General features: G+C 65.1%; 13 protein-coding genes. 9 read left to right on the top strand and 4 right to left on the bottom strand.

The window, feature by feature from the left end; genetic code table 11:
• On the top strand, window positions 1–195 hold a 195-nt coding region (locus tag JWQ89_RS00385), incomplete at its 5' end, for a hypothetical protein (RefSeq protein ID WP_299637434.1).
• Here the strand turns inward: JWQ89_RS00385 and nadA are convergent.
• Window positions 192–1,247: a quinolinate synthase NadA gene (nadA, locus tag JWQ89_RS00380; protein ID WP_299637435.1), complete on the bottom strand. Its 1,056-nt coding sequence runs from the start codon at window positions 1,245–1,247 to the stop codon at window positions 192–194. The genes JWQ89_RS00385 and nadA overlap by 4 nt on opposite strands.
• Before the next feature lie 136 nt (window positions 1,248–1,383).
• Between nadA and eda the strand changes: the two genes are divergently transcribed.
• The 4 genes from eda (at window position 1,384) to modB (ending at window position 4,110) form a co-directional block, all read left to right on the top strand.
• Window positions 1,384–2,025, top strand: a complete 642-nt coding sequence (gene eda, locus JWQ89_RS00375; protein WP_299637432.1) for a bifunctional 4-hydroxy-2-oxoglutarate aldolase/2-dehydro-3-deoxy-phosphogluconate aldolase — start codon at window positions 1,384–1,386, stop codon at window positions 2,023–2,025.
• A gap of 197 nt (window positions 2,026–2,222) precedes the next feature.
• Window positions 2,223–2,594 (top strand): LysR family transcriptional regulator, encoded by a 372-nt coding sequence (locus tag JWQ89_RS00370; RefSeq protein ID WP_299637430.1) that lies wholly within the window; start codon window positions 2,223–2,225, stop codon window positions 2,592–2,594.
• 67 nt (window positions 2,595–2,661) lie between these two features.
• Window positions 2,662–3,414 carry a molybdate ABC transporter substrate-binding protein gene (gene modA / locus JWQ89_RS00365; RefSeq protein ID WP_299637428.1) on the top strand — a complete coding sequence of 251 codons (753 nt, stop codon included), beginning with the start codon at window positions 2,662–2,664 and terminating at the stop codon, window positions 3,412–3,414.
• Window positions 3,415–3,426: 12 nt separating this feature from the next.
• Window positions 3,427–4,110: a molybdate ABC transporter permease subunit gene (modB, locus tag JWQ89_RS00360; protein WP_299637426.1), complete on the top strand. Its 684-nt coding sequence runs from the start codon at window positions 3,427–3,429 to the stop codon at window positions 4,108–4,110.
• 157 nt (window positions 4,111–4,267) lie between these two features.
• Here modB and JWQ89_RS00355 read toward each other — a convergent pair whose 3' ends face one another.
• The gene (locus JWQ89_RS00355; RefSeq protein WP_299637424.1) at window positions 4,268–4,735 is read right to left on the bottom strand and encodes a MarR family winged helix-turn-helix transcriptional regulator; all 468 of its coding nucleotides are present in this window, start codon (window positions 4,733–4,735) and stop codon (window positions 4,268–4,270) included.
• A 131-nt stretch (window positions 4,736–4,866) separates the two neighbouring features.
• On the opposite strand from JWQ89_RS00355, the gene JWQ89_RS00350 reads away from it, so the two are divergent.
• The 3 genes from JWQ89_RS00350 to hemH all read left to right on the top strand — a co-directional run bounded on the left by JWQ89_RS00350 (window position 4,867) and on the right by hemH (window position 8,648).
• Window positions 4,867–5,766: a LysR family transcriptional regulator gene (locus JWQ89_RS00350; RefSeq protein ID WP_299637421.1), complete on the top strand. Its 900-nt coding sequence runs from the start codon at window positions 4,867–4,869 to the stop codon at window positions 5,764–5,766.
• Between the two features lie 23 nt (window positions 5,767–5,789).
• Complete coding sequence (locus tag JWQ89_RS00345; RefSeq protein ID WP_299637420.1) at window positions 5,790–7,541, top strand: DUF1007 family protein; 1,752 nt, start codon at window positions 5,790–5,792, stop codon at window positions 7,539–7,541.
• Window positions 7,542–7,628: 87 nt separating this feature from the next.
• The gene (gene hemH / locus JWQ89_RS00340; protein WP_299637418.1) at window positions 7,629–8,648 is read left to right on the top strand and encodes a ferrochelatase; all 1,020 of its coding nucleotides are present in this window, start codon (window positions 7,629–7,631) and stop codon (window positions 8,646–8,648) included.
• Window positions 8,649–8,730: 82 nt separating this feature from the next.
• On the opposite strand, the gene ligD is transcribed toward hemH, so the two are convergent.
• Both ligD and JWQ89_RS00330 read right to left on the bottom strand, forming a co-directional pair.
• Window positions 8,731–11,322, bottom strand: coding sequence for a DNA ligase D (ligD, locus tag JWQ89_RS00335; RefSeq protein ID WP_299637416.1), 2,592 nt, complete (start codon window positions 11,320–11,322; stop codon window positions 8,731–8,733).
• 1 nt (window position 11,323) lies between these two features.
• Window positions 11,324–12,193, bottom strand: coding sequence for a Ku protein (locus tag JWQ89_RS00330; protein ID WP_299637414.1), 870 nt, complete (start codon window positions 12,191–12,193; stop codon window positions 11,324–11,326).
• A 156-nt stretch (window positions 12,194–12,349) separates the two neighbouring features.
• On the opposite strand from JWQ89_RS00330, the gene JWQ89_RS00325 reads away from it, so the two are divergent.
• A partial coding sequence (locus tag JWQ89_RS00325; protein WP_299637413.1) for an SPFH domain-containing protein occupies window positions 12,350–12,754 on the top strand: 405 nt, incomplete at its 3' end.

Raw genomic sequence — 12,754 nt, 5'->3', positions numbered from 1 at the left:
GGGTTCGCGTGGGAGCGCGGGCACTTGACGCTAGGGCCCAGCTTCGGTTTCCAGGTTTCCCAGCGTCTCATCGATCCGGAGTTTCGGGACCGACTGCTTCCTCTCGGAAAACTCGACTTGCCGCCCGAGCCCTCGCAGTGGCCCGACCGGGAGCACGTCGCCTACCATCGCACACACATCTTCGATCGGACCTAGTCGCCCTTCTTCGAGAAATCGATCATCCGCTGCACGGCGGCCCGGGCGGGCTCGAGATGCTCCGCGGCCACCGTCACCTCCTCGGTCATGGTGTGGAGCGACCACAGGATGTTCTCGAGGTTGATGCGCTTCATGTGCGGACAGATGTTGCAGCCGCGCAGAAAATCGACGCCCGTCGTTTCCGAGGCGACATTGTCGGACATCGAGCACTCGGTGACCATCACCACGCGCGGTGGCCTGTTGGTCTTGACGTAGTTGATCATCGCCGCGGTCGAGCCGGCGAAATCCACCGCGTCGATCACCTCCGGCGGGCACTCGGGGTGGGCGATGATCTTGGCCGTCGGGTAGGCGTGGCGCAACTCGGCGATGTCACCCGCGGTGAAGGTCTCGTGCACCTCGCACGAACCGGCCCAGGTGATGATCTTCTTGCTTGTCTTCTTGGCGGTGTTCCGCGCGAGGAACTGGTCCGGGATCATGATCACCGTATCCCCCGGCACCCCGTTGACGATGTCGAGCGCGTTCGAGGAGGTGCAGCAGACATCGGTGACGGCCTTGACCGCGGCCGACGTGTTCACATAGGTGACGACCGGCACGCCGGGGTGCAGCGCGCGCATGGCGATGACGTCTTCCGGCGTGATCGAGGACGCGAGCGAACAGCCGGCGCGGCTGTCGGGGATCAGCACGGTCTTTTTGGGATTGAGGATCTTCGAGGTCTCGGCCATGAAATGCACGCCGCACTGCACGATCACCGACTGCTTGACCTTCGTCGCCTCGATGGCAAGCTGCAGGCTGTCGCCGACGATATCGGCGACGCCGTGATAGATCTGCGGCGCCTGGTAGTTATGCGCCAGGATCACCGCATCCTTTTCCTTCTTCATCCGGTTGATCTGAAGGATCAGCGGCGCATAGAAGGGCCATTCGATCTCGGGGATACGGTCCTTCACCTTGTCGTAGACGCGTGCGGTGACGCATTCGACCGCCTTGGTGAACTTGAGGTCAAAACTCTCCGCGAGGATGGCGCGAGCTTCCTCCAGCGGGGTGAGAGCATTGATGAGCTGCACCGCGACGTCCCTCCAGACCGGGGGACACTTAAGGTCGATCGACATCGAATTCAATGTAGTGATTTGGCTTGATCGGCATGCGTCGAGTGCCTAACGCTCTCGCCGACCGGAGCATTCGAGGATCGCCATGCCGCAAGACGCCGCCGCCCTTCGCCAGACGCTTTCGCTTGCCCCGGTGATTCCGGTGATCATCCTCGACGATATCTCCGCCGCCCGGCCGCTGGCCGAGGCGCTGGTCGCCGGCGGACTGCCGGTCCTCGAGGTGACGCTGAGGACCGCGCATGCGCTGCAGGTCATCGAGGAAATGGCGAAGGTGCCCGGCGCCGTCGTCGGGTCCGGCACGGTGCGATCGCCGCTGCAGATGGGCCATTCGGTCGATGCCGGCTGCCAGTTCATGGTGTCGCCGGGCGCGTCGCCGCGGCTGCTCGAAGCGGCAGAGGAGCACGCCATCCCGCTGCTCCCCGGCATCGGCACGCCGACCGAGGCGATGACCGCATCGGAGCACGGGTACTCCTTCCTCAAGTTCTTCCCGGCCGAAGCGCTGGGCGGGGTGAAGGTGCTGAAGGCCTATGCATCGCCGCTGCCGGACATCACCTTCTGCCCGACCGGCGGCATCGACATGGCCAAGGCCCGTGAATACCTGGCCCTGCCCAACGTCATCTGCGTCGGCGGCTCGTGGGTGATGCCGGCCGATGCGATTGCCAGCAGGGACTGGAAGCGGATCGAGGGTCTGGCACGGGAAGCGGCGGGCTTGAAGGTAGCGCGCTAAAAAGGCGTGACCTCTCAGAAGTAGCCTTCTCCCCTTGTGGGAGAAGGTGCCCAAAGGGCGGATGAGGGGTTGTCTCAGCAAACCCGGGCCGCTCCTCGTTTACACTCGGATCGCGCGACGCTAGCGTCGCGGACCCCTCATCCGGCGCTACGCGCCACCTTCTCCCACAAGGGGAGAAGGCGACCCCGGAGAGTGTCGTGAAAAAGAACAGCGCAACAATCGGCCTCTCCCACCTCCGTATCGCCCTTTCCGACAGCTTCTATATCGGCCCCGGCCGCGCCGACCTGATGCAATTCATCGCCGAGACCGGCTCGATCTCCGAAGCGGCCAAGCGCATGGACATGTCATACAAGCGCGCCTGGGGGCTGGTGCAGGCGCTCAATGAGGGCTTTGGGGCGCCGCTGGTCGAGGCGTCACGCGGCGGCAAGGAGCAGGGCGCCTCGCTTACCGCTGCCGGCCGCGAACTGCTGGAGCGCTATCGCGGCATGCAGGAAGCGACGCGCAGGGCCATCGCCCGGGACGTCGAGGCGCTGGGCGCTCTTCAGGCCGAAATAGCCAAACGAAAATAACGCTTGCCGCACGGCGCGTGCCTTGGCACAAATCGATATTGCCAATCGGACATATCGAGGAAAGATCATGCGTAGGATCGCTCTGCTGCTCTGCGTCGGCCTCCCCGTGTTCGCTATGGCTCCGGCTTTCGCTGCCGAGGTCAGCGCGGCGGTCGCCGCCAACTTCACCAAGCCGGCGGAGGAGATCGCCGCGGCGTTCACGGCGAAGACGGGCGACACGGTCACCTTCAGCTTTGGCGCCACGGGCGCGCTCTACACCCAGATTACCCAGGGCGCGCCGTTCGAGGTGTTCCTCTCTGCAGACAACAAGCGGCCGGCGCAGGCTGTTACCGATGGCCTTGGCGTCGATGGCTCGGTGTTCACCTACGCGGTGGGGAAAGTGGTGCTCTATTCCCCGGCGCTCGATCTCACGGACGGGGCCGTCGTGCTCTCGGCCAATCAGTTCCAGCACCTCGCCATCGCCGACCCCAAGACCGCGCCCTACGGCGCTGCGGCGATGGAGACGATCGAAAAGCTCGGCCTCACCGGGGCGCTGACGCCCAAGCTGGTGACTGGCGAGAACATCTCGCAGGCGCTGCAGTTCATCGACAGCGGCAATGCTGAACTCGGCTTCGTGGCGCTGAGCCAGGTGATCGACAAGCCGGCGCTGCAGGTCTGGCGGGTGCCGGCCGAGGACTATTCGCCGATCCTCCAGGATGCGGTGCTGCTGAAGACGGGGGAGGCCAACCCTGCCGCTGCGGCATTCCTCCTGTTCTTGAAGAGCGACGAGGCCCGCGCCATCATGGAGAAATACGGCTACGAGGCCGGTTCGGGCACCTGAGGGCAATGATCGATGCTGAGCGCTGGTGAGATCGCGCAGCCCGTCGGGCTGACGCTGATGCTGGCGCTCATCGTTACGTCGTTGCTCCTCGTCATCGCGACGCCGATCGGCTGGTGGCTCTGCCGCTCGCGCGCGGCATGGAAGGAAGCGGTGGCGGCCGTAGTGTCGCTGCCGCTGGTGCTGCCGCCGACGGTGCTCGGCTTCTACCTGCTCCTGGCTTTTGGCCCGAACGGGCCCGGCGGCCTTGTCGCTCCGCTGTGGGGCGCGCGCACGCTCGCCTTCTCTTTCGAGGGGCTGGTCATCGCCTCGGTGATCTATTCGCTGCCGTTCATGGTCCAGCCGTTGCGCAACGCCTTCGAGGCCATGGGCGAGGAGCCGCTGGAGGTGGCGGCGACGCTCGGCGCCGGGCCGTGGCAGAGCTTCTTTCGCATCGCCCTGCCGATGGCGCGGGCGGGCTATCTCACCGGCGCGGTGCTGACTTTCGCCCATACGGTGGGCGAGTTCGGCGTGGTGCTGATGATCGGCGGCAACATCCCGGGCGAGACCAAGGTGCTGTCGATCGCCATCTACGATTACGTCGAGCGGCTGGAATGGGGAAATGCGCACATCCTCGCTGCCGGCATGGTGGTGTTCTCGTTTGTGGTGATCACGGCGGTGATGATGATCGACCGGCGGGTGGGGCGGGTGGTGGGGTAGGGACCGCGGGGTCCGGTGGCTGTGGACCCCCACCCCTGTCCCCTCCCCGCAAGGGGGAGGGAGACCAAAACACTGGCGCTGGTGAGAGCGTCTCCCTCCCCCTTGCGGGGAGGGGACGGGGGTGGGGGTCGGCTCGCACCGGCTTCGCGGCAAGCCCTCAAGGCAACCGCAGCAACTCCACGAACCGCTTCAGCGCCCTTGCCAGTCCCTTGCGCTTCTTCTGGTCGAGGTCGGCGAACAGCGCCTCTTCGAGCTGCTCCCAGTTCGCCGCCAGCACTTCGCGGATGCGCGCGCCGCGTTCGGTGAGCGCGAGGCCCGGCGCCAGTTCCGGGCCGATCGCCTGCCGCGCCACGACGTCGCGCTCGATCAGCCGGTTGAGCCGGGGCTGCAGTGCGTCGAGGTCGAGGCCCAGCTGGTCGGCAAGTACCTGTTCGCTCGCCCCCAGTTCGGCGTGCAGCACGAAGATCACCGCATCGTCACCGGCCTCCAGCCCGCGGTCGAGCAGCGGCACCAGCAGCGCCTTGTGGGCCAGCTGGCCGGCTTCGATCAGCCGGTAAAGCGTTGAGCGGGCTTCGGGTTTCGTCATGGGTGGATAGATAGACTTGAGGACGGGATCGAGCGACATGCGATCCATCCTATCGTTAATCGGGAAAGGACCAAGAGGCGGCATTGTTCACCCTTTGCAGATGACTTATGCGTGGGGAGAGGCGGGTTCGGTGGAACGCGCCAACGCTACACGTTTCCGGTCGACAACGCATGAGCCAGGACCTCGCCCGTATCCGGGCCTTCGTGCAAGTCTTCGACGCCGGCGGCTTTTCGGCGGCGGCGCGCCAGCACGGGCGCTCCAAGGCGCTGCTGTCGAAATACGTCACCGACCTCGAGGACTATCTCGGGGTGCGGCTGATGAATCGGACCACCCGCAAGCTCAGCCTCACCGAGGCCGGCGAGGCCTATTATCGCGAGGCAAGCCAGCTGCTGCAGCAGCTCGACGAGCTCGACGCGACGATCTCGGACCAGACGGCAGAGCCGCGCGGGCTGGTGCGGATATCGGCGCCGCGCAATCTGGGAGAGACCACACTGGCGCCGGCGATCTTCGCCTTCATTGCCAAGAACCCGCTGATGTCGGTCGATCTGAGGCTCGAGGATCGCTATGTCGACCTCGTCGAGGAGGGCATCGACGTGGCGTTGCGCATCTCGACGCTGGCCGATTCGTCGCTGATCGCGCGCAAGATCTCGGATATGCGGCATGTGATCTGCGCCTCACCCAGCCTCGTGCAGCGCGTCGGCGTGCCGGCCTCGGGCGAGGCGCTGCGAGGCATGCCCTGCATCCTCGACACCAACATGCCGTCGCACAGCTCGTGGCGCTTCATCGAAAGCGGCCAAGCCGTCTCGGTGCATGTCTCGGGCCCGGCGCGGGTCAACTCGCCTGTGGCGGCGATGCAGGCGGCGCTGGCCGGCCTTGGCTTCGCCGTATTGCCGACCTACCTCGCTGAGCCAATGATCGCCGAAGGGCGGCTGGTGCGCGTGCTCGAGGACCGGATGCCGGAGGGCCCGAGCCTTCAGGCCGTTTACCCGCACCGGCGGCACCTTGCCGGCAAGGTCCGCGCGCTGATCGACCATCTGGTCGCCTGGTTCGCGGACAATCCGGTCAAGTAGCAGGGCAACGGGGCAGGGCGCCGATGACGGGTTTGTTGCGCAGGCTGGCACTGGCTTCGGCCCTGACTTTCGGCCTTGCCGGCGCCGCCCAGGCTCACCCGCACATCTTCATCGATGCCAAGGCGACGATCGTCTTCAACGACCAGGGCGAACTCACCGCAATCAGGAACTCGTGGACCTTCGACGAGGCCTTTTCGGTCTGGCAGATCCAGGGCCTCGATACCAACGGGGACGGCATTACCTCATCCGAGGAGATGCAGGACCTCGCCGACGAGAACCTCAAGGGCCTCGCCGAGTACAACTTCTATACCTCGGCCGGCGAGGCCAATTCCTCGCTCGCTCTCGCCTCGATGGACGACGGCAAGTTCGTGTTCGAGAACGACCGCTCGACCCTGAGCTTCGGCATCGAGCCGCAGCAGCCGTACCGGATCAAGGGCAAGTTCGAACTCTCGGTCGCCGATCCCGAGTACTACATCGCCATCGCCTTCCGCGCGCCCTCCGACATCACCCTGGAGAATGCGCCGGCCGGCTGCGCGGTGCACCTCGAGCCGCCGCGCGAGCTATCGCCGGACCTTCAGGCGCGTCTCTATGAGTTGCCCGCAGACGTGACCAGGCTACCGCCAGACCTCGAAGCCGCGGTGCGGGGGTCGCAGGGTGCGATCGTCGTCGACTGCTCGGGCGCCACCGTGCCGGCCGAAGCGAGCACCGCGCTGGAAGCGGTGACGCAGGTCGCCGAGGCAAAACCGGCCATGCCCTTCGGTGGCCCGCCGCCGGAGCCTGGGTTCAAGTTGCCACTCACCGGCTTTCTTGGCTGGGTGGTGAAGGTGCAGGAGGACGTCTACCTGACCATGACCGGCTTGCTGGGCAAGCTCAGGAGCGACTGGAATGCCTTCTGGATCCTTGGCGGCCTCAGCTTTCTGTACGGCATCTTCCACGCCGCTGGGCCAGGCCACGGCAAGGTGGTGATTGGTAGCTACATGCTCGCCAATGAGCGGCAGATGCGGCGCGGCATTGCCTTGAGCTTTGCCTCCGGCATGACGCAGTCGCTGGTGGCAGTGGTATTTGTCGGGGTTGCTGCGGCGATCCTCGGCCTATCGGCCAACGTGATGTACGCGGCGGTGGACTGGATCGAGAAGGCGGCCTACGGCCTGATGGTCCTGCTGGGGCTGTGGCTGGTAGGACGCAAGCTGTTCGGCTGGGGCCACAAGCACGAGGCGCCGGACCTCGCGACGAGGGCGCACGCGAAGCTGCACGAGGGCGAGGAGCAGCACGCGTTGCACGCGCAGAACCAGCCATTCCGGTTTCAGCCGGCGGCGGCTCTGGCAAACGCAACTGGTGGTTACGACGCATATGGGCGGTCGCCCGGGCATGCGCATTACGGGCATGATCATGGCGACGACGGCCAGGGACATGCCCATCATCACCATCATCACGTGGTGACGGCAGACAAGACGGGCGGCGACTGGCGGGAGCAGTTGGGCGTGGTGTTGAGCGCGGGGCTGAGACCCTGCAACGGCGCGCTGGTGGTGCTGGTTTTCGCGCTGAGTCAAGGTGTCTTCCTGGCGGGCGTCGCCGCCGTATTCCTGATGGGGCTGGGTACGGCAATCAGCGTCTCGGTGCTGGCGATCATCGCGGTATCGGCAAAGGACCTCGCTCGTCGGTACCTTGGGAACGACGGACAGCTGGGCGCCACGCTCCTGTGGTGGGCGGAACTGCTCGGGGCATTGGCCGTGCTGGCCTTTGGCCTGACACTGCTGTTTCTCCCGAGTTTCTGAGCCCGCCGCGACACGCTTGCACTTGTGTTAGAGGCGTCGCTGACTATGGTGCGCGGCCAGACCGCCCCCAATATGACAGGCCAGCCAATGGCATCCGGACTTCCCGCGGGTCACCCGCCGATCAAGCAACCGAGAATAGGCGTCCTGCTGCTCAACCTCGGCACGCCCGATGGCACCGATTACTGGTCGGTCCGCCGGTATCTCAGCGAATTCCTCTCCGACCAGCGGGTAATCGAGCAGCCGAAATGGTTCTGGCAGCCGATTCTCCAGGGCATCGTGCTCTCCACCCGCCCGCAGAAGAGCGGCGCGAACTACGCGCGCATCTGGGACAAGGACGCCAACGAGAGCCCGCTCCGCGTCATCACCCGCCGCCAGACGAAGAAGCTCCAGGAGCGGCTGGGGAAGGACATCGTCGTCGAGTTCGCCATGCGTTACGGCAACCCCTCGACCAAATCCGGCATCGACGCGCTGCAGGCCGCGGGGTGCCAGAAGATCCTCCTCGCGCCGCTCTACCCGCAATATTCGGCAACCACCACCGCGACCGCCAACGACAAGGCGTTCGATGCGCTGAAGATGATGCGCTGGCAGCCGGCGGTACGCACACTTCCCGCCTATTTCGACGAGCCCGCCTATATCGCGGCGCTGGCGCAGAGCATCGCCGATGGCGTCGCGGCGCTGGACTTCACACCCGACGTGATCCTCACCTCGTATCACGGCATGCCGGTCGAGTATTTCGAGAAGGGCGACCCCTACCATTGCCACTGCCTCAAGACGACACGGTTGGTGCGCGAGCACCTGGGCTGGTCGGAGGAAAAGCTCAAGGTGACCTTCCAGAGCCGGTTCGGCCCGACGAAATGGCTCGAACCCTATACCGATGCGACCCTGATGGCCCTGCCGGGGCAGGGGATCAAGCGCGTCGCCGTGGTGGCGCCGGCCTTCTCGGTCGATTGCATCGAGACGCTCGAAGAAATCGCCATCACCGGCCGCGAGCAGTTCGAGCACGCGGGCGGCGAGCGCTATGCGTATATCCCGTGCCTCAACGACACCGAACTGGGGATGACCATGCTGGAGAGCGTGGTGCGGAAGGAACTGGCGGGCTGGGTGTGAGCCAACAAGCCGCCCGCCGGCGACATGAACCACTGAAACTCGATGTCATCCGGTGGGGTAGTGAGGTTGGACGCCCCACCCGCTAGAGCTTGAGATCCTTCAGTGGCCCCGCCACCGATTCCACCATCCCCCTGGTGATCGACTGGGTCAGTGTGAAATAGTCCGGCCACGGGTCGGGCCCGTGCGCCCGGGCGGCTGCGGCCTTGAGCGAGAACTGGTTCGCCGCCGTGATCGTCTCCACCTCGTCCCACCCGATGGGCACCGCGCAGGGGGCGCCGGGGCGGGAGCGGGTCGAAAATGGTGCGATGGCGGTGGCGCCGCGCTCGTTGCGCAGGTAATCGACGAACATCCGGCCCTTGCGCTCGACCTTCCTGATATTGGAGGTGAAGCGGCCGGGCGCATTCTCCTCCAGCCGTTGTGCAAAGGTCCGGCAGAACAGCTTCACCATCGGCCACTCGGTTACCGGCTTCAGCGGCGCGATCACGTGCACGCCCTTGCCGCCGGTGACCATCGGGAAACTTTCGAGCCCCCATTCCCCCAGGATGTCGCGGATCTCGAGGGCCGCCTGCCGGACGATCTTGAAATCCAGCCCCTCGTCGGGGTCGATGTCGAAGATGATGCGATCGGGCTTTTCGAGATCGTCCACATGGCTGCCCCAGATGTGGAACTCGAGCGTGTTCATCTGCACGCCCGCGACGATCCCGGCGAGGTCCTCGACATAGAGGTATTGGTCGGTCTTGCCGTCCTTCTCCTCGATCGGGACCTTCTTGAAATCGTCCGGGAACCCGCCGGAATCGTGCTTCTGGAAGAAGCAGTGCTTGGTCGGCCCCTGCGGGCAACGCACCAGGCTGAGCGGCCGATTGGCGACATGCCGCAGCATGCGGTCCGCCACCGCCTCGTAGTAGGCCGCGATCTCGGCCTTGGTGACATCCTGTTCTTCGAACACCACGCGCTCGGGGTGGGTGAGCCGCACCCCCAGCCGCTCGGCGGCAGCAATCCCCATTTCGTCGGTCAGCTTCATTGTCTTGAGCTTAGCCCGCGATTTCGGCTTTGTCGCCGCGGGTTCCGGCCCCTTGGTTTCCAGTTTCACTTCGCGGGCCTCCTTGTCCTTGCGCAGCCCGACGAAGGAGGGGTGGCGCAGCACGCCATCCGGCGTGAACTCGGTGAAGTCGACCTCGCCGACCAGCTCGGGCTCGATCCATCTGGCCTGACGCGCGATATCGCGCGGCACGGTCTCGAAGGCCGGGGTCTTCCGCGCCCGCTTGTCCATCTCGGCCTGCAGCTCTGCGGCGCTCGTCTCGGTGAAGCCGGTGCCGACCCGGCCGCGATAGACCAGCTTGTCGTCCTCCCAGGTGCCGAGCAGGAGCGAAGCGAAGGTCTTTTTCTTGTCCGACGGCCGCCAGCCGCCGATGACGAATTCCTGCCGGTTGGAGCACTTGATCTTGAGCCAGGTTTTGGTGCGCTCGTGCCGGTACGGCGCGTCGGCCCGCTTCGCGATCACCCCCTCCTGGTGCGCCGCGCACATTGCCTTCAACACCTCCTCGCCGTGGCCGCGCACGTGCTCGGAATACTGCACCACCGCGTCGTCCCTGGTCTTGCCGAGGAGCTTGCGCAACCGCTCCTTGCGCTCGAGCAGCGGCAGGTGTTCGAGGCTCTCGCCGTCCAGCTCGAGCAGGTCGAAGACGAAATAGACCAGCGGCCCGCCAGTCGAGAGCGCATCCTTCAGCGTCGAGAAGTCGGTCCGTCCATCCTTGAATGAACAGATCTCGCCGTCGAGCAGCACCGAGCCCTTGGTGAGCTTCGAAAGCGGCTCGACCATCCGGTGGAACTGCTCGGTCCAGTCGTTGCCGTTGCGGGTGAACAGCCGCACCTCCGGCCCTGCAATGGCGGCGAGGCAGCGGTAGCCGTCATATTTCATCTCGAACAGCCAGTCCTCACCCGCCGGTATCTCCTCGACCAACGTCGCCAGTTGCGGCTCGCGGAAATCCGGCAGTGCCACCGCCTTGCCGCCGGTCCAGACCTTGGTGTTCGACTCCGTGCCGGCCTCCGCCTTGGCGGCGCGCTTGCGCGGCTTGTCGCCCTTGGCGATGCCGGCCAGATTGCGCCCCGTCTCCACGCTGGTGTCGAATTTCTCGGTCAGCCCGTCCGTCTCGCTCGCATAGTCGTCCCGGTGCTTGATCAGCAGCCAGTTCTCGCGCGAGCCGTTCCTGGTCTTGCTGTCGCGGCCCTTCATGTGGACGAGCACCCACTCGCCCTTCATGCGCTTGCCGTTGAGCCGGAACTTCAGGTCACCCTCCTCGAGGCCCTCATGCGGGTCACCAATCGGCTCCCACGTTCCTTCGTCCCACAGCATCACTGTGCCGCCGCCATACTCGCCCTCGGGGATGGTGCCCTCGAAGTCGCCGTAGTGGAGCGGGTGGTCCTCGACGCGGACCGCAAGGCGCTTGTCGGCGGGGTTGGTCGATGGGCCCTTGGTGACGGCCCAGCTCTTCAACACGCCATCGAGTTCAAGCCGGAAATCGTAGTGCAGCCGCGTCGCATCGTGCTTCTGGACGACGAAGTGCAGTTGCTGGCCCTTACCGGCTTTCGCCTCGGCGCCCGAAGGCTCGGCGGTCTTGGCGAAATCGCGCTTGGCGCGATAGTCCTTGAGCAGTTCGCTTGGTGAGAGGGCCATGTCAGCTCGCCTTCTTCCTCGGTGGTGCCTTGGCGGACGCCTTCTTTGCCGGCGCCTTCGGGCTCGCCGCAGTGCTGCCGCCGCCCTCGAGGCTCTTCTTCAGCGCCGCCATCAGGTCGACCACATTGTCGCCACGCGGGCTGCGCGAGGGCTCCTCGATCTCGGTCACCTTCTTGCCCTTCGACTTCAGCTTGCGCTGGATCAGTTCGCGCAGCGCCGCCTGGTAGTGGTCCTTGAAGGCATTGACGTCGAACTTGTCGGTCTTCTTCTCGATCAGCGCCGTCGCTACGTCGAGCAGGTCGTTGTCGGTGGATTTGGCGGGAATCTCGGAAAAAAAGCTGTCGGCTTTCTTCAGTTCGTCCTCGTAGTGCAGCGTCTCAAGCAGCAATCCCTTGCCGCAGGGCTTGATCGCGACGAGGTACTCCTTGCCGCGCAGCGCCAGTTGCCCGAGCCCGACCTTCTTCGATTTCCTCAGCGCGTCGCGCACTACGCGGAACGCCTCCTCGGCCAGTTCATCGGCCGGCACGAGGAAGTAGGGCGTGTCGTAGTAGAGCGCCGGAATCTCGTCTTCGTCGACGAACTGCACCAGCTCGAGGGTCTTCCGGGTCTCGAGCTTCACCGCATCGATCTCGTCGTCGGTGAGGAGCACGTAGTCGCCCTTTTCGTATTCGAACCCCTTGCGGATATCGTCCTGCTCAACAGGGCCTACCCCATCCACCACTTTCTCGTAGTGGATCGGCTTGCCGGTCGGCTCGTGGATCTGGCGGAAACTCGGCTTCGCGCCAGATTTGGTCGCCGTGAACATCTCGACGGGGATCGAAACGAGTGAGAGGCGCAGCTGGCCTTTCCAGATCGGACGGGCGGAGGGCATGGTTCAACTCGCGAACGATTGGCTGTTCGTTCAACGGGATTTGCGGGCGAGCGTTCCCCACCGGACAATGCCGCATTCGCGGTGTCTCTCATTGCGCCAACTGCTGCCCGCACATACATCTTTGGTACGGGCTGGGCGCATGAAGGGGACTAGGGGATGAACTTTCTGGAACTTGACGGCCTGAGCCTGACGCTGATCGCGTTGGGTGTCCTCGCCGTGCTGGTGCTGTTCGCCGGCGCCAAGGTGGTGCCGCAGGGCTACAACTACACGGTGGAGCGGTTCGGGCGGTACATCCGCACGCTGAAGCCGGGCCTCAGCCTGATCATCCCGTTCGTCGACAGCATCGGCCGCAAGATGAACATGATGGAGCAGGTGCTGGACGTGCCGCACCAGGAGGTCATCACCCGCGACAACGCCTCGGTGACCGCCAACGGCGTCACCTTCTACCAGATCCTCGACGCGGCCGCGGCGGCGTACGAGGTGGACCGGCTGGAGAACGGCATCCTCAACCTGACGATGACCAACATCCGCTCGGTGATGGGCTCGATGGACCTCGACGAA

It is taken from the genome of Devosia sp. (assembly GCF_028290645.1).
Taxonomy (GTDB): Bacteria; Pseudomonadota; Alphaproteobacteria; order Rhizobiales; family Devosiaceae; genus Devosia_A.
The sequence above is the reverse complement of the archived record's forward strand: the minus strand, read 5'-3'. Positions and strand labels throughout refer to the sequence as shown.

Bases quoted from the DNA above. Each gene is read 5' to 3' on its own strand.
- JWQ89_RS00345 (WP_299637420.1), top strand. From the start codon at position 5,790: ATGACGGGTTTGTTGCGCAGGCTGGCACTGGCTTCGGCCCTGACTTTC.
- modA (WP_299637428.1), top strand. From the start codon at position 2,662: ATGCGTAGGATCGCTCTGCTGCTCTGCGTCGGCCTCCCCGTGTTCGCT.
- JWQ89_RS00350 (WP_299637421.1), top strand. From the start codon at position 4,867: ATGAGCCAGGACCTCGCCCGTATCCGGGCCTTCGTGCAAGTCTTCGAC.
- JWQ89_RS00330 (WP_299637414.1), bottom strand. From the start codon at position 12,193: ATGCCCTCCGCCCGTCCGATCTGGAAAGGCCAGCTGCGCCTCTCACTC.
- JWQ89_RS00355 (WP_299637424.1), bottom strand. From the start codon at position 4,735: ATGTCGCTCGATCCCGTCCTCAAGTCTATCTATCCACCCATGACGAAA.
- ligD (WP_299637416.1), bottom strand. From the start codon at position 11,322: ATGGCCCTCTCACCAAGCGAACTGCTCAAGGACTATCGCGCCAAGCGC.
- eda (WP_299637432.1), top strand. From the start codon at position 1,384: ATGCCGCAAGACGCCGCCGCCCTTCGCCAGACGCTTTCGCTTGCCCCG.
- hemH (WP_299637418.1), top strand. From the start codon at position 7,629: ATGGCATCCGGACTTCCCGCGGGTCACCCGCCGATCAAGCAACCGAGA.
- modB (WP_299637426.1), top strand. From the start codon at position 3,427: ATGCTGAGCGCTGGTGAGATCGCGCAGCCCGTCGGGCTGACGCTGATG.